Here is a 16,394-nt window from a genome sequence, read left to right as displayed (position 1 = left end):
AAGCCGGCCGCGGCGTGCGCGCCGCGGCCGGCCCAAAGGCTTGTACGGAGAAAACGACGGGGGCTTCAGGCCGCCGTCGTCGCATGCAGCGTCAGGAAACGCTTGAGGATGCCGGACGAATAGCTGCTGGCGATCGCCGACAGGAAGTGCGAGAACGACTGCGTCGCGTGATCGTCGGCCGTATCGGAGATCGTGCGCACCAGCGCGAACGGCACGTCGTGCTCCGCGCACACCTGCGCGATCGCCGCGCCTTCCATTTCGACCGCGAGCGCGTCCGGCAGCGCGTCGCGCAGCGTGACGACCTCGCGCTCGCTCGACACGAAGCGGTCGCCGCTGATGACGAGCCCTGCGTGCAGCGTCGCGCCGGCGAGCCCGAAGCGCTCGGCGAACAACGCGCCCTCTTCCGCGACGAACAATGCGCACGCGGCCCTGAGACGGGCCGTCAGTGCCGCGTCGGTCGCGAAGCGCGTGATGCCGAGCAGCGGCACCTCGTAGCGCGGAAAGAGCGGCGACGCGTCGAGATCGTGCTGCAGCAGCATGTCGGCCACGACGACATCGCCGACGCGCACCGTACGCGACACGCCGCCCGCGACGCCGGTAAACACGACGCCCGCCACGCCGAACACGTGGATCAGCGCGCTGACCGTCGCGGCGGCCGCGACCTTGCCGACCCGCGCGAGCGTGACGACGCAGGCCGCGCCGTGCACGGTGCCGACGTGGTAATCGCGGCGGCCGAACGTGACCGTCTTCATCGCGCCGTCGGCGCGCATCGCGGCGATCAGGTCGCCGAGTTCCTCGGGCAGCGCGGCCAGAATGCCGAGCGGGCGCGTCGAAGGCGTGGCAACCATGTCGATGCTCATCATTCCACCGCCTGCAGTTTCGCGACCGCGAGCGCGAGCCACTTCTCGCCGTGCCGCTTGAACTTCACCTGCGCCTTCGCATCGGTGCCGCTGCCTTCGAGCGCGGTGACCGTGCCTTCGCCGAACTTGGTATGGAACACCTGCTGGCCGACCCGGAAGCCGGCGCCGGCCGCGCGCTGCTTGTCCGCGAACGCAGGCAGCGGCGCGGACACCGCCGCATCGACGATCTGCTCGCGGCTGCCGCCGCCCGGCCGCGCGAACCAGTCGCGCCCGTATCCTGCGTTGTCCGAACGCCCGCCCCAGCGCGAACCGGCCTCGACCTTCGGCGTCAGCCACTTCAGCACATGCTCCGGCAACTCGTCGAAGAAGCGCGAACGCACGTTGTAGCGCGTCTGGCCGTGCAGCATCCGGCTCTGCGCGAACGACAGGTAGAGCCGCTCCTTCGCGCGCGTGATCGCGACGTACATCAGCCGGCGCTCCTCCTCGAGGCCGTCCGATTCGAGCACGCTGTTCTCGTGCGGGAACAGCCCTTCCTCGAGGCCCGTGATGAACACGGCCGAGAATTCGAGCCCCTTCGCCGCGTGCACCGTCATCAGTTGCACGGCATCCTGCCCGGCCTGCGCCTGGTTGTCGCCGGCCTCCAGCGACGCATGCGACAGGAAGCCGGCGAGCGGCGTCATCGTGTCGGGGTTCTGCGCCGGGTCGCCCGGCGATGCCGGATCGAGTACCTCGACCGCCGGATCGTCCGTCGCCGCGCCGAGCTCGGGCGCCGCGATCGCACCCGCGCGCAGCGGGATCGAGCGGGCCGGCGTGTCGAGCCCGTAGCCTTCCTCGGCGACGAACGCGGTGGCCGCGTTCACGAGTTCCTGCAAGTTCTCGAGACGGTCCTGCCCTTCGCGCTCGCCCTGGTAGAAATCGGCGAGGCCGCTCGCGCGCACGACGTACTCGACCGTGTCCGGCAAGTTCATCTGCTGCGTGTCGGCGCGCATCTTCGCGACCAGGTTCGCGAACCCGCCGAGGCTCGTGCCGGCCTTGCCCGTCACGTACGGAATCGCAGCGGCCATCGAGCAGCCGTATAGACGCGCGGCGTCGGCGAGCTGCTCGATCGAGCGCGCGCCGATCCCGCGGGTCGGGAAGTTCACCACGCGCACGAACGCCGTGTCGTCGTTCGGGTTGTCGATCAGGCGCAGGTACGCGAGCGCATGCTTCACTTCCTGGCGCTCGAAGAAGCGCAGGCCGCCGTACACGCGGTACGGGATGCCCGACGACATCAGCGTGTGCTCGATCGAGCGCGACTGCGCGTTGCTGCGGTACAGGACAGCCACTTCGCTGCGCGCCATCCCGGTGTTGATCAGCGAACGGATTTCTTCGACGATCCAGCCGGCTTCCTGCGAATCGGTGCTGGCCTCGTACACGCGCACGGGCTCGCCGTGGCCCGCGTCGGTGCGCAGGTTCTTGCCGAGGCGGTGCGCGTTGTTCGAAATCAGCTGGTTCGCCGCATCGAGGATGTTGCCGTGCGACCGGTAGTTCTGCTCGAGCTTGATCAGGTTGCGCACGCGGAATTCGTCTTCGAAATCGCGCATGTTGCCGACGTTCGCGCCGCGGAACGCGTAGATCGACTGGTCGTCGTCGCCGACCGCGAAGATCGCGTTCTGGCCGCCCGCGAGCATCTTGAGCCACGCATATTGCAGCTTGTTGGTGTCCTGGAACTCGTCGACGAGGATGTGCTTGAAACGCGCCTGGTAGTGCGCGCGCAGCGGCGCGTTGTACGCCAGCAGCTCGTAGCAGCGCAGCAGCAGCTCGGGGAAATCGACGACGCCCTCGCGCTGGCACTGCTGGTCGTACGCCTGGTACAGCTCGACGAACTTGCGGTTGAAGTTGTCGGTCGCGTCGACCTTGTCGGGACGCAGCCCCTGCTCCTTCGCGTTGTTGATGAAGTACTGGACGTTCTTCGGCGGGTACTTCTCGTCGTCGACGTTCGCGGCCTTCATCAGCCGCTTGATCGCGGACAGCTGGTCGGCCGTATCGAGGATCTGGAAGGTCTGCGGCAGGCCGGCGTCGCGCCAGTGCGTGCGCAGCATCCGGTTGCACAGGCCGTGGAACGTGCCGATCCACATCCCGCGCGTGTCGATCGGCATCATCGCCGACAGGCGCGCCATCATCTCGCGCGCGGCCTTGTTCGTGAAGGTGACGGCGAGCACGGTGGGCGGCGACGCGTAGCCCTGCTGGATCAGCCACGCGATGCGCGTGATCAGCACGCGGGTCTTGCCGCTGCCCGCCCCTGCGAGGATCAGCGCCGGTTCGTTCGGCAACGTGACGGCGGCGTGTTGTTCGGGGTTCAGATTGGCGAGCAGATCGGGCATGGAGCGGCGGCGGACGGGCGAGAAAAATGCGGACCCGACATTATAAGTCGGCGGCGCGATGCCGTTCCCGATCCGTTCGGTCGAGCGCCGCCAAGCGCGTTGCGGCCGCTTCGCGACAAGCCTGCGCCGGCAATGCGATGGCTGGTCGATGTGCATCCATTTATAATTGTCGGATTCGGCATCCAATTCACGCATTTTTCGGCAGATTTCCAACATGAGCGACAACACGCTTGCGAAGAGCTTCGAGCCCCATACCATCGAGTCCCAATGGGGGCCGGAGTGGGAAAAACGCGGCTATGCCGCCCCGGCGTTCGATCCGTCCCGCCCCGATTTCGCGATCCAGTTGCCGCCGCCGAACGTGACGGGCACGCTGCACATGGGCCACGCGTTCAACCAGACGATCATGGACGGCCTCGCCCGCTATCACCGGATGCTCGGCGAGAACACGCTGTGGGTGCCCGGCACCGACCACGCGGGGATCGCCACCCAGATCGTCGTCGAACGCCAGCTCGACGCGCAGGGCGTGTCGCGCCACGACCTCGGCCGCGAGAAGTTCGTCGAGCGCGTGTGGGAATGGAAGCAGCAGTCCGGTTCGACGATCACGGGCCAGGTGCGCCGCCTCGGCGCATCGACCGACTGGTCGCGCGAATACTTCACGATGGACGACAAGATGTCGGCCGCCGTGCGCGACGTGTTCGTCACGCTTCATGAACAGGGCCTGATCTACCGCGGCAAGCGCCTCGTCAACTGGGATCCGGTGCTGCTCACTGCGGTGTCGGATCTCGAAGTCGCGAGCGAAGAGGAAAACGGCCACCTGTGGCACATCCGCTACCCGCTCGTCGACGGCTCGGGCTCGCTGACCGTCGCGACGACGCGCCCCGAGACGATGCTCGGCGACGTCGCGCTGATGGTCCATCCGGAAGACGAGCGCTACGCACACCTGATCGGCAAGCTCGTCACGCTGCCGCTGACCGGCCGCGAGATCCCGGTGATCGCCGACGACTACGTCGACCGCGAGTTCGGCACGGGCGTCGTGAAGGTCACGCCCGCGCACGACTTCAACGACTACCAAGTCGGCCTGCGCCACAACCTCGTGCCGATCGAGATCCTGACGCTCGACGCGAAGATCAACGATAACGGCCCCGAGCAGTATCGCGGCCTCGACCGCTTCGACGCGCGCAAGGCGATCGTCGCCGATCTCGACGCGCTGGGTTTCCTCGACTCCGTGAAGCCGCACAAGCTGATGGTGCCGCGCGGCGACCGCACGGGCGTCGTGATCGAGCCGATGCTGACCGACCAGTGGTTCGTCGCGATGACGAAGGCGGCGCCGGAAGGCACGTTCAATCCCGGCAAGTCGATCACCGAAACGTCGCTCGACGTCGTGCGCAGCGGCCAGATCAAGTTCGTCCCGGAAAACTGGACGACCACCTACTACCAGTGGCTCGAGAACATCCAGGACTGGTGCATCTCGCGCCAGCTGTGGTGGGGCCACCAGATCCCCGCGTGGTACGGCGAGAACGGCGAGGTGTTCGTCGCGCGCAGCGAGGAAGACGCGCGCGCGAAGGCCGCCGCACAGGGCTACACGGGCGAACTGAAGCGCGACGAAGACGTGCTCGACACGTGGTTCTCGTCGGCGCTGGTACCGTTCTCGTCGCTCGGCTGGCCGAACGAGACGCCTGAACTGAAGCACTTCCTGCCGTCGTCGGTGCTCGTCACGGGCTTCGACATCATCTTCTTCTGGGTCGCCCGGATGGTGATGATGACCACGCACTTCACCGGCAAGGTGCCGTTCCATACCGTCTACGTGCACGGCCTCGTGCGCGACGCGGAAGGCCAGAAGATGTCGAAGAGCAAGGGCAACACGCTCGACCCGATCGACATCGTCGACGGCATCGACCTCGAAACGCTGGTCGCGAAACGCACGACGGGCCTGATGAATCCGAAGCAGGCCGCGACGATCGAGAAGAAGACGCGCAAGGAATTCCCGGACGGCATTCCCGCGTTCGGCACCGACGCGTTGCGCTTCACGATGGCGTCGATGGCGACGCTCGGCCGCAACGTGAACTTCGACCTCGCGCGCTGCGAAGGCTACCGCAACTTCTGCAACAAGCTGTGGAACGCGACGCGCTTCGTGCTGATGAACTGCGAAGGCCACGACTGCGGCGCCGACAAGCCGGAAGTCTGCGGCGCAGGCGACTGCGGCCCCGGCGGCTACCTCGATTTCTCGGCGGCCGACCGCTGGATCGTGTCGCTGCTGCAGCGTACCGAGGCCGACATCGCGAAGGGCTTCGCCGACTACCGCTTCGACAACGTCGCGACCAGCATCTACAAGTTCGTGTGGGACGAGTACTGCGACTGGTATCTCGAACTCGCGAAGGTGCAGATCCAGAACGGCACGCCGGAACAGCAGCGCGCCACGCGCCGCACGCTGCTGCGCGTGCTCGAGACGGTGCTGCGCCTCGCGCACCCGGTCATCCCGTTCATCACCGAAGCGCTCTGGCAGAAGGTCGCGCCGCTCGCGGGCCGCTATCCGCAAGGCAAGGCCGAGGGCGAAGCGTCGCTGATGACGCAGGCCTATCCGGTTGCCAACCTGCAGAAGATCGACGAGGCGTCCGAGCAGTGGGCGGCCGACCTGAAGGCGATCGTCGACGCATGCCGCAACCTGCGCGGCGAGATGAACCTGTCGCCGGCGACGAAGGTGCCGCTGCTCGCGGCCGGCGATGCCGAGCGCCTGCGCTCGTTCGCGCCGTACGTCCAGGCGCTCGCGCGCCTGTCGGAAGTGCAGATCCTCGCGGACGAAGCGACGCTCGACCGGCAAGCGCACGGCGCGCCGATCGCGATCGTCGGCCCGAACAAGCTGGTGCTGAAGGTGGAAATCGACGTCGCGGCCGAACGCGAGCGCCTGTCGAAGGAAATCGCGCGCCTGACGGGCGAGATCGCGAAGTGCCACGCGAAGCTCGGTAACGAGGCATTCGTCGCGAAAGCGCCGCCGGCCGTGGTCGAACAGGAGCAGAAACGCGTCGCCGAATTCCAGAGCACGCTCGAGAAACTGCGTGCGCAGCTCGATCGGTTGCCCGCGTAACAAACCGTAAGGCCGTTTGCGTTCACTATAATGCGGACGTGAACATACATCGTCTGACAAGTCGATTACAGGAATAAAGGTTCGATCATGTTGAAAGTCACCAAGGCGGTATTCCCCGTTGCCGGCCTCGGCACGCGGTTCCTGCCGGCAACGAAGGCGAGCCCGAAGGAAATGCTGCCGGTCGTCGACAAGCCGCTGATCCAGTACGCAGTCGAGGAAGCGATCGCCGCGGGCATCACCGAGATGATCTTCGTCACCGGGCGCAGCAAGCGCGCGATCGAGGATCATTTCGACAAGTCGTACGAGGTCGAAGCCGAGCTCGAGGCGCGCGGCAAGGAAAAGCTGCTCGAGCTCGTGCGCAGCATCAAGCCGAGCCATGTCGACTGCTTCTACGTGCGCCAGCCGGAAGCGCTCGGCCTCGGCCATGCGGTGCTGTGCGCGGAGAAGCTGGTGGCCGACAACCCGTTCGCGGTGATCCTCGCGGACGACCTGCTCGACGGCAACCCGCCCGTGATGAAGCAGATGGTCGATGTGTTCGACCACTATCACAGCTCGGTGATCGGCGTCGAAGAGATCCCGCCGTCGGAAACGAAGTCGTACGGGATCGTCGACGGCAAGGAATGGGAAGAGTCGATCGTCAAGATGTCGGCGATCGTCGAGAAGCCCGCGCCGGAAGTCGCGCCGTCGAACCTCGGCGTGGTCGGCCGCTACATCCTGAAGCCGCGGATCTTCGAACACCTGCGCGCGCTGAAGCCGGGCGCGGGCGGCGAGCTGCAGCTCACCGATGCGATCCAGGCGCTGCTCGCCGACGAACAGGTGCTGGCCTACAAGTACCAGGGTACGCGCTACGACTGCGGCAGCAAGCTCGGCTACCTGAAGGCGACGGTCGAATTCGCGCTGCGCCACCCGGAAGTCGGCGCGGAATTCGACGAATACCTGCGCACGCGCGGCGGCGCGCAACCGGCCGCCTGAGCGCGGCAAGGGCTCGCCCCGGCGGGGCCGCCCTCACCTCACCGGCTGGCGCTCAGCGCGCTTCGGCCGGCTTCACCGAGACGACGCCCGGCATTCCGCCCGCGTCGTCTTTTTTCGTCTTCACGAGCCAGCCGCCGCCATCGCCGAACGGCAGCTTCGCGAGCGCGCTCTTCACGAGCGCCGGCGCGGCCTGCTGCGTGGCCGGTTCGCGGTCGCGCAGCGCGGCCGTCACGCGATAGACGTCGGCGCCCGATTTCGCATCGACGAAACGCAACGTCAGCACGTGGCGATACACGCTACCCGCGAACGGCAGCGCGGGCGGCGACGGCCCGTCGACCGTCACGCACGCGCTGCTCGCGGCGCCGCACTGGTCGGCGCTGGCCGCGACCGCCGCCGGCTGCGTCGCATACGCGATCGACAGCCGGTAGCGCGCGTCCTTGAGCGGCTGCGCGTCGAAACCGCGGCGCGCGAGTTCGTCGCGCACGAGCGTCTCGATCTGCCGGTATTCGGCATCGTTGGCCTGCGCGGCCGTCCGGACGAAATCGTAGCCGTGCGCGCCGGATGCGAATGCATTCGGCTGCCCGACCGCACTCACGCCGCTCGTCACGCCGGCGCAACCCGTCAACAACGACGCCGCCAGCGCGGTCGCTGCCCATTCCTTTCTCATGGCTTTCCCCAATCCTGCCGTCGCGCCCGGCCCTGTCAGGCGGACGGCTCGTCGATCGCGGGCAGCGACACCGTCACCGCGGTGCCGACACCCACTTCGCTGTCGACCGACACGCTGCCCCCATGGCGCGTGACGACCGTCTTCACGAATGCCATGCCGAGCCCGGAACCCGGGATCTCGGGCCGCTCGCCGGCATGGAATCGCTTGAAACGCTCGAACAGATGCCGATGATCTTCCGGCGCAATGCCGTACCCCTGATCGCGAATCGTACAGAACATCCGCTTCGACGCGTGCTCGACCGTCAGCGTACACGTGATCACGGTGTCGGACGGACTGTATTTGACTGCGTTGTTCAGCAGGTTCACGAACGCGCGCGTAATCAGCGAGCGGTCCGCGCGCACCCAGCACATGTCGGCGCCGACGTCGGTGTCGATGCGGATGTGCTTCGCCTGCGCCTGCGGCCATACCTCGTCGCTCGCATCGATCAGCACGTCGACGAGGCTCGTCGCTTCGAGCTGGTACGCCTGCGACTCCGCGCGCGCCAGCTGCACGAACTCGTCGGCAAGCGACAGCGCGCGGTGCGCGTAGCGCTCGACCCGCGCGAGCAGCCCGCGCATCGCATCGGTGTCGACGCGGTCGCGCTCGATCTCGACGAGCGCGAGGATCGAAGCCTGCGGCGAGCGCATGTCGTGCGACAGCAGGTGCAGCGCTTCCTCGCGATGCCGCTCGGCCGCGTGCAGTTCGGTCACGTCGACGAGGCCGGCAATCCAGCCCGTCACGCGGCCCTGCGCATTCGTGCAGGCGGCGTAGCGTAACAGATGGTCAAGCCCGTCGCGATCGCGCACCTCGATGCCGCGCGCCATCGCGTCGTGCTCGGCCTCGAGCGTCGGGTCGAGCGCGGCCGGCCAGTGCTCGCGGATCGCCGCATCGTGTTCGGCGTTGCCGTCGACGGTCTTCATGAACGTCAGCTCGCCGAGCGCGGCGCGCAGCGGCCGCCCTTCCGGCAGCGGCAGCGCGAGGCGCGACCCGTAGCGCTTCGCCGCATGGTTCGCGATCAGCACGGTGCCGTCCAGGTCGGTCACGAAGATCGGCTCAGGCATGCTGTCGAGACTGTCCCACACGAAGCGCTTCATGTCCTGCACGCGCTGCGCGGCTTGCGCCATCAGCGCCATCTGGCGCTCGAGCACGTCGCCGCCGACGCTGCGCGTGCGCGGCGCCTCGGGCAGCAGGTGCGGCTCGTCGGCGAGCCGCTGCAGTTCGCGGCGCAGGTACGACATCGTCATTTCGAGGCGCCGCCAGTTCCAGATCGGGTAGACAGCGATCAGCCCGAAGATCGCCGGCGCCGGCGACAGCCAGATGCGCGCCTCGAACAGCAGCGCCGTGCTCGCGACGACGGCGAGCGCGGCGAGGCTCAGCGTCAGCAGCAGCGCGCGCCACGGCGACAGCATCAGGAAGCCGCCCAGCAGCGCGGCGAGCGGCAGCAGCGACGCGGCGAACAGCCCCGCGCGCGACGCCGGCGAGATCGCGCTGCCGGTCGCCAGCATGTCGAGCACGTTGGCGTGGATATACACGCCGGCGAGCGGGCCGAAATCGCCGGATACGGGCGTCGCGAAACGGTCGTACAGCCCTGAAGCGGTCACGCCGACGACGACGATCTTGCCGCGCAGCGCGTCGGGCTTCACGCGCCCCTCGAGCACGTCGTCGAACGACAGCGTCGGATAAGCGGGCGTGTTGCGGCTGAACGGGATCAGGTAGCGGCCGTCGCCGGCCGCGTCGTGCGCCAGGTCGTGCGCGTTCGCGCCCGGCGCGCCGCCGGCCGGATGCAGCCGGCCGGCCTGGATCGCGCGGTACACGGGCACCATCAGTTGCGGCCAGCGCACGCGGCCGTCGCTTTCGAACAGCGCGACGCTGCGCACGATACCGTCGGGATCGACTTCGAGGTTGATGTGGCCGAGCCCAGTCGCGCGCGCCGCGAGCGCGGCCACCGGCGGTTCGACGGTACGCGTGCCGTCCGCCTGCTCGGGGCTCAGCAGCACGGGCAGGAAGGTCGGCACGTGGCTCATCGCGTCCGCGAACGCGCGATCCTCCTGCGACGGCTCGGTGAACAGCACGTCGTAGACGACGGCGGCCGGCTGCGCGCGCGCCAGCGTGTCGAGCAGCCGCGCATGCACGTCGCGCGACCACGGCCAGCGGCCGAGCGCCGACACGCTCTGGTTGTCGATGTCGACGACGACCACGTCAGGGGACAGCGGCAGGCTGCGCAGCATCAGCAGCCGGTCGTAGATCAGCCCGTCGACGCTCGACGACAGGCGGCCGAGCGCACACGCGAGGATGACCGCGATCCCGAGGCAGCCGATCGCGATCCATTCGATCAGGAAGCGGCGGCCGAGATGCCGCCGCGGGGAAACGGAGTCGGGTTTCATGCGCCGCGGGTCAGCGCGACAGCGTGAACGCGCTGACCGGACTGGTCTTCTCGTAGAACTTGCCGCCTTCGAACTCTTCGACGGTCACTGCCCAGAAATAATCGCCCGGCGGCAGGTGCGCGACGGTGATCTGGCGCGCGCGCAGGCCGACCTGGTCGACGACCGGTGCGCTCAGGTCCGTCGAGCGCGACAGCACGAACCGGTAGCGCGCGTCCTTGCCCGAACCGTTCGGCGACCAGCGGAACCCGTAGCCATCCGCGCCGGGCGACGCGCTCGCGTCGAGCCCCATCACGCGGCGTTCGAACGCATAGGTGCGCGGCAGCCCCTCGAGGCCGTTGGCATCGATCGCGGCGATCCGCACGAAGTAGTTCCCGTTCGGCACGTCGCGGAAGACCGCGCGCGGCGCATCGGTGCGCGTTTCGCGGAACAGGTCGAGCAGCCCCGCATCGTGCGCGAGCTGCACGCGATACGCATGCGCGTTCGCCAGCGGCGCGACGTCGAACGCGACGTCGGGCTCGTCCTGCACCTTGTCGGGATGCGCGAGCGCCGGCGCGGCCAGCAGCGCGACAGGCGCGCCGACCGCGCCGGACGACGTCGCGACGCTGCCGAAGTTCGCATGCACGAGCGTCGAGCGGGCCGATTGCCGGCCGCCCGCGACCCCGACGGTGCCGTCGAGCACTTCGACGCGCGTCGACGCACTGCCGGCCGCGTCGTAGTTCACGCGAAAGCGCGTGCCGCGCACGCCGGCCACGACCGACGGCGAGCGGATCTGGAAGCGATCGTCGCGCTTCTTCAGATGAGTGACTTCGCTGTCGACCGAGCCGCGCGTGAGTTCGAACTGGCGATCGAGCGTGCCGGTCAGCACCGTGCGGCGCAGCGCCTTCAGGTCGAGCTGGCTGTCGGGCGGCAGGCTCATGTGCGTGCCGTCGGCGAGTTCGATCGTCACGAAGCCGTTCGCGCCCGTGCGCACGCGGTCGCCCTCGGCGAGCGTCGCGTCGTTCGCCAGCGGCGCGTACGCGTCGCCGGACGCGCGCTCGGCCGTGCCCTGCACCGCGACGACGCGCGCGGTCAGCTTTTCCTTGCGCAGGCGCGCGACCGGCAGCTTCAGCGCGACGCCGGGCTGCAGGTGCTTCGGCGCGGGCACGCCGTTGATCTGCTGGAGCAGTTGCCAATCGTCCGCGCCCTGCAGGTAGCGCGCGGCGACGTCGTACAGCGTGTCGCCGGCCTGCGTGCGGTAGACGACCGTCTTGCCCGCGGCAGCGGGAGGCTGTGCTGCAGCATGCTGCGCGGCGAACGCAAACGCGACCGCGCAGGCCGTGCGCAGGTTCGCGGTACGCTGCGTGATTCCCGACGTCACTCCGGTTCTCCCTGGCCGACCCGCTCGAGCCGGTAGCCGTAGCCGTAGATCGGCGCGAGGCGATAGCCGTTTTCGGGCCGCAGGCCGAGCTTGGTACGCAGCATCGAGATGTGCGTATCCATCGTGCGCGACGGGATGTCGGTCGCCTGCTTCCACACGAGATCGAGAATGTGCGCGCGCGACAGCGGCCGGTCGAGATGCTGGAACAGCAGCAGCGCGAGCTCGAATTCCTTCTGCGTCAGGCTCACCGGCTTGTCGCCGACGTAGGCCTGCTTCAGGTTCACGTCGAAACGGAATTGATCGAATTCGCGGACGGTCGCCTCGGCGTTGACCGGATACGCGCGGCGCAGCAGCGAGCCGATGCGCGCGCGCAGGATCGGGCCCGACACGGGCTTGACCACGTAGTCGTCGGCGCCGGCGTTGAGGATCTGCGTGATCCCCGCCTCGTCGTCGCGGCTCGTCATGAAGATGATCGGCAGGCTGTGCTCGGTCTGGTTGGCGCGCACCCACTTGAGCACTTCCTCGCCGGACATGTCGGGCACGTTCCAGTCGAGCACCAGCAGATCGAACGTTTCGCGCTGCAGACGCTTCTTCAGGGCCTTGCCTTCCTTGAACGCATAGCATGTATGGCCAACGGCAGTCAGCGTTTGACTGACGAAATCCGTCTGGGCCGGATCGTCATCCAGTACAGCAATTCTCATAGCACCCCGCAAAGCGAAATCGATTCGTCCAGTTCAGCTCCCCGGCACCCACCCTACCGCACAGCACGCGCGCAGCTTCCGGATACCGGCCGGCGAGCCGTCGTTCGCCGCTCGCGCCACCTGCGCAAACCGGCGACCCCGGCTAAATATCTCAAAAACGGGGCACGGACGAACCGGCGATTTCATCATAGTAGTATGAAATTCGCCAATAAATTGCGCGGACTACCGTTCTTTCTTCGAATAATCCTTCCCGTCGCGCAATCCGACGCCTAATCGACGCCCGCGATGCGGGCCACCGGCTCGGCGAAATCGTCGGCAGGCAGGCGCCGCAACAGCGGTTGCGACAGCGCCGGTTGTGCAAGCATCCGTTGCAACTGCCCGCGCACGCGCTCCCACGCGGTGGCCGCGTAGTCCGGCTGGCCCGCCGCCCATGCCTGCGCCAGATCGAACACGCGCTCGATCGTCGCACCGCAGTAGGTCGGGCCCGAGCCGTCGTCCTGTGCGGCATCGCGCAGCCGCTCGTCGAGCCACTCGGCCAGCCACGGCATCTCGACTGCTGCCGAATCCGCATAGGCCTCCAGCGCGGCACGCGCGTGGCGGTCCTGTTGCGGATCGAGCTCGATACGGCTCAATTCCGACGCGCGCTCGGGCGCAATGCATTCCGCTCCGGACGGACTTCGATAGGTCCCTGGTCTGAAGGACATGTCCTCTCCCCGTTGTACGACGGTACCGCCAGGCATGGCCCCCGTGCCCGCCGTACGACGTACCGTGGCCGGCGCCTCCACTGCAAGCGGACGACCGGCCGGGTCAGTATACGCAGCCGTTCACGAAGCGAGGTTTAAGAATTGTCAGAGGCTCGACCGGAAGCGCTTTCCAATGGAACAGGAGCCTGGGCGAGGGTCTTCGCTGGTTCTTGTGTAGCGCCTTTGGCGCGTTTCCAATGCAAATGAGCCTGTTGTTGGCCCGCGCACCGCGAGCGGACGCCGCGGCCGGGCGCGCGAGGCAGGCCGTCAGCGGCGGCGCATCAGGAACACGAAGGTCTTGTCCTGTGTCGTCGATTCGACGATCTCGTTGCCCGTCTGCTTCGCGAACGCGGCGAAATCGCGCTGCGAGCCGGGATCGGTCGCGAGCACCTTGAGGATCTGCCCGCTTTCCATATCGGCAAGCGCTTTCTTGGCACGCAGGATCGGCAACGGGCAATTGAGCCCGCGCGCGTCCACTTCCTTGTGAATCTGCATCGGCTGTCGACCTTCGAATGTCGCGCCACACGAGGCGCGGGAGGAAGCCGCGATTTTACCGCAGCGCCGCCCCGCCCGCCCGGGCAGCCCACGGCGCCGCGCCGCGGGCACCGGCGTCACGCGCCGGAGAAGCCACCCGCGAGCCGTTCGCGCAGGTGCCGTACGAGCGCGCGCACCGCGCTCGGCACGACCGGGCTGTACGGGCGGATCGCGAAGATGTGGTCGCCGAACGCGCCCGACGGCCGCCAGCCGTCGAGCAGCGCGACGAGCCGGCCGGCGTCGAGATCGCGCCGCGCGCTGAAATCGGGCAGCAGCGCGATGCCGAGCCCGCCGAGCGCGGCCTCGCGCATCGCCTCGCTGTTGTTCGCCGCGAAACTGCCGCGCACCGGCACGCTCACGCGCTGGCGCCGCCGGCCGTCCGGCTCGAAGCTCCATGCGGCCGGTTCGTTGTCGCGCAGGTAGCACAGGCAGCTGTGATCGACGAGTTCGCTCGGGTGCCGCGGCGCGCCGCGCGCGTCGAGGTAGTCGCGGCTCGCGACGAGCAGCGAGCGCGTGTCGCACAGCTTCCACGCGACGTGGGTTTGCGGCGCGGTGGTCGTATGGCGGATCGCGAGGTCGAAGCCTTCCTGCGTCAGCGAATGCAGCCGGTCCGACAGGTCGAGCTCGATGTGCACGCCCGGATGCTGCCGCAGGAAATCGGGCAGGTGCGGCACGACCTGCTGGCGCCCGAGCGCGACCGGCGCCGTCACGCGCAGCAGGCCGCGCGGCTCGCCGGCCAGGTCCTTCACGCGCGCGAAATGCTGCCCGATCGACTCGAACGCGTCGCGCGTGCTGTCGACGAGCGTCTGGCCCGCATCGGTGAGCCGCACGCTGCGCGTCGTGCGGCGCACGAGCGGCACGCCGGCCGCCTTTTCGAGATCGGCGATGCGCTGGCTCATCGCGGCCTTGCTGATGCCGAGCCGCTGCGCGGCGGCCGTGAAACTGCCGGCCGCGGCCAGCACCGTCAGCGAATGGATATGCGGCCAGAGCGCCTGGACATTTTGCTGATTCATTCGCCGATTATTCAGAATTCTGAACAGTGAATCAAGTTTCGCGGCCTTCTCCCGCGCGGCCGGTTTCCCTAGACTGGGTTCCGTTCCCCCTTCATCCCCCAGGAGACACGATGAATCCGGTTCCCGCGTACACATCCGACGCCGACGTCGGCCATTATGTCGACGGCGCGCCCGTCGCCGGCCGCAGCGGCCGCTTCCAGGACGTCCTCAACCCGGCGCTCGGCCGCGCGGTGCGCCGCGTGGCGCTTGCCGACGACAGCGAAGTGCAGCGGGCCGTCGCTTCGGCCAACGCGGCGTTCCCGGCCTGGGCCGAGACGCCGCCGATCCGTCGCGCGCGCGTGCTGCACCGCTTCCTGCAGCTGATGAACGAGCACCGCGACACGCTCGCGGCAATCATCACGGCCGAGCACGGCAAGGTGTTCTCCGACGCGCAGGGCGAAGTCGCGCGCGGCATCGATATCGTCGAATTCGCATGCGGCGTGCCGCAGCTGCTGAAGGGCGACTTCACCGACCAGGTCAGCACCGGCATCGACAACTGGACGATGCGCCAGCCGCTCGGCGTGGTCGCGGGCATCACGCCGTTCAACTTCCCGTGCATGGTGCCGTGCTGGATGTTCCCGGTCGCGATCGCGACGGGCAACACGTTCGTGCTGAAGCCGAGCGAGCGCGATCCGTCGGCGGCACTGTTCATCGCCGACCTGCTCACGCAGGCCGGGCTGCCGGCCGGCGTGTTCAACGTCGTGCAGGGCAACAAGGACGCGGTCGACGCATTGCTCGACCATCCGGACGTGCAGGCCGTCAGCTTCGTCGGCTCGACGCCGATCGCGGCCTACGTGCAGCAGCGCGCGGTGCAGTCGGGCAAGCGCGTGCAGGCGCTCGGCGGCGCGAAGAACCATCTCGTCGTGATGCCCGATGCGAACATCGAGCAGGCGGTCGACGCGCTGATCGGCGCCGCGTACGGGTCGGCCGGCGAGCGCTGCATGGCGATCAGCATCGCGGTGCTGGTCGGCGACGTGGCCGACCGGATCGTGCCGGCGGTCGCCGAGCGCGCACGCAAGCTGGTGATCGGCGACGGCATGCAACCGGAAGTCGAGATGGGCCCGATCGTCACCGGCGAAGCGCTGAAGCGCATCGAAGGCTATATCGAGCAAGGCGTGAGCGAAGGCGCGCAACTGGTGGTCGACGGGCGCGGGCTGCGCGTGCCGGGCCGCGAGGCAGGCTTCTTCACCGGCGGCACGCTGTTCGATCACGTGACGCCCGACATGCGGATCTACAAGGAAGAAATCTTCGGGCCCGTGCTCGGCTGCGTGCGCGTGAAGGATTTCGGCGAAGCGGTCGACCTGATCAACGCGCACGAATTCGGCAACGGCGTGTCGTGCTTCACGAGCGACGGCGGCATCGCGCGCGAATTCGCGCGGCGCATCCAGGTCGGGATGGTCGGCATCAACGTGCCGATTCCGGTGCCGATGGCGTGGCACGGCTTCGGCGGCTGGAAGAAGAGCCTGTTCGGCGACATGCATGCGTACGGCGAGGAAGGCGTGCGTTTCTACACGCGCCAGAAGTCGGTGATGCAGCGCTGGTCGTCGAGCATCGGCAAGGGCGCCGAATTCGCGATGCCGACCGCGAAGTAAGCCGGCCGGTGCGCCGCCCGCCTGACCGATCGGCGGGCGGTGCGCCGG

Annotated in this window: 12 protein-coding genes; 3 read left to right on the top strand and 9 right to left on the bottom strand. The window is 68.2% G+C overall.

Going from position 1 to position 16,394, the window contains the following annotated elements; all coding sequences use genetic code 11:
- Nucleotides 1–65: 65 nt before the first annotated feature.
- Together FPJ27_RS26210 and FPJ27_RS26205 are read right to left on the bottom strand one after the other, a co-directional pair.
- Nucleotides 66–863 carry a 5'-methylthioadenosine/adenosylhomocysteine nucleosidase gene (locus FPJ27_RS26210; RefSeq protein WP_204426225.1) on the bottom strand — a complete coding sequence of 266 codons (798 nt, stop codon included), beginning with the start codon at nucleotides 861–863 and terminating at the stop codon, nucleotides 66–68.
- The gene (locus tag FPJ27_RS26205) at nucleotides 860–3,223 is read right to left on the bottom strand and encodes a UvrD-helicase domain-containing protein (RefSeq protein WP_204426224.1); all 2,364 of its coding nucleotides are present in this window, start codon (nucleotides 3,221–3,223) and stop codon (nucleotides 860–862) included. The genes FPJ27_RS26210 and FPJ27_RS26205 overlap by 4 nt, the downstream gene beginning before the upstream one ends.
- 214 nt (nucleotides 3,224–3,437) lie before the next feature.
- On the opposite strand from FPJ27_RS26205, the gene FPJ27_RS26200 reads away from it, so the two are divergent.
- Both FPJ27_RS26200 and galU read left to right on the top strand, forming a co-directional pair.
- On the top strand, nucleotides 3,438–6,305 hold the full coding sequence (locus FPJ27_RS26200; RefSeq protein ID WP_072444338.1) for a valine--tRNA ligase: 2,868 nt from the start codon (nucleotides 3,438–3,440) through the stop codon (nucleotides 6,303–6,305).
- An 87-nt stretch (nucleotides 6,306–6,392) separates the two neighbouring features.
- Nucleotides 6,393–7,277, top strand: a complete 885-nt coding sequence (galU, locus tag FPJ27_RS26195) for a UTP--glucose-1-phosphate uridylyltransferase GalU (protein ID WP_034183387.1) — start codon at nucleotides 6,393–6,395, stop codon at nucleotides 7,275–7,277.
- A gap of 52 nt (nucleotides 7,278–7,329) precedes the next feature.
- On the opposite strand, the gene FPJ27_RS26190 is transcribed toward galU, so the two are convergent.
- The 7 genes from FPJ27_RS26190 to FPJ27_RS26160 form a co-directional block, all read right to left on the bottom strand.
- A complete protein-coding gene (locus FPJ27_RS26190) occupies nucleotides 7,330–7,944 on the bottom strand; it encodes a DUF4136 domain-containing protein (RefSeq protein ID WP_072444340.1) in 615 nt (204 codons plus the stop codon).
- Nucleotides 7,945–7,979: 35 nt separating this feature from the next.
- Entirely contained in the window at nucleotides 7,980–10,367 is a 2,388-nt protein-coding gene (locus tag FPJ27_RS26185) for a CHASE2 domain-containing protein (protein WP_204426223.1), read from the bottom strand.
- A gap of 10 nt (nucleotides 10,368–10,377) precedes the next feature.
- The gene (locus FPJ27_RS26180) at nucleotides 10,378–11,724 is read right to left on the bottom strand and encodes a FecR domain-containing protein (protein ID WP_204426222.1); all 1,347 of its coding nucleotides are present in this window, start codon (nucleotides 11,722–11,724) and stop codon (nucleotides 10,378–10,380) included.
- Nucleotides 11,721–12,425, bottom strand: a complete 705-nt coding sequence (locus FPJ27_RS26175) for a response regulator transcription factor (protein WP_034183383.1) — start codon at nucleotides 12,423–12,425, stop codon at nucleotides 11,721–11,723. The genes FPJ27_RS26180 and FPJ27_RS26175 overlap by 4 nt, the downstream gene beginning before the upstream one ends.
- A gap of 269 nt (nucleotides 12,426–12,694) precedes the next feature.
- On the bottom strand, nucleotides 12,695–13,129 hold the full coding sequence (locus FPJ27_RS26170; RefSeq protein WP_204426221.1) for a peptidase: 435 nt from the start codon (nucleotides 13,127–13,129) through the stop codon (nucleotides 12,695–12,697).
- A gap of 306 nt (nucleotides 13,130–13,435) precedes the next feature.
- A complete protein-coding gene (locus FPJ27_RS26165) occupies nucleotides 13,436–13,663 on the bottom strand; it encodes a sulfurtransferase TusA family protein (RefSeq protein WP_006402122.1) in 228 nt (75 codons plus the stop codon).
- Nucleotides 13,664–13,779: 116 nt separating this feature from the next.
- Entirely contained in the window at nucleotides 13,780–14,715 is a 936-nt protein-coding gene (locus tag FPJ27_RS26160; protein WP_065500209.1) for a LysR family transcriptional regulator, read from the bottom strand.
- A 110-nt stretch (nucleotides 14,716–14,825) separates the two neighbouring features.
- On the opposite strand from FPJ27_RS26160, the gene FPJ27_RS26155 reads away from it, so the two are divergent.
- Nucleotides 14,826–16,346, top strand: a complete 1,521-nt coding sequence (locus FPJ27_RS26155) for a CoA-acylating methylmalonate-semialdehyde dehydrogenase (protein WP_072444348.1) — start codon at nucleotides 14,826–14,828, stop codon at nucleotides 16,344–16,346.
- Nucleotides 16,347–16,394 lie beyond the last annotated feature (48 nt).

This window comes from Burkholderia sp. MS455 (assembly GCF_016899445.1).
Taxonomy (GTDB): domain Bacteria; phylum Pseudomonadota; class Gammaproteobacteria; order Burkholderiales; family Burkholderiaceae; genus Burkholderia; species Burkholderia pyrrocinia_C.
This window is presented reverse-complemented; position numbering and strand designations above follow the sequence as displayed.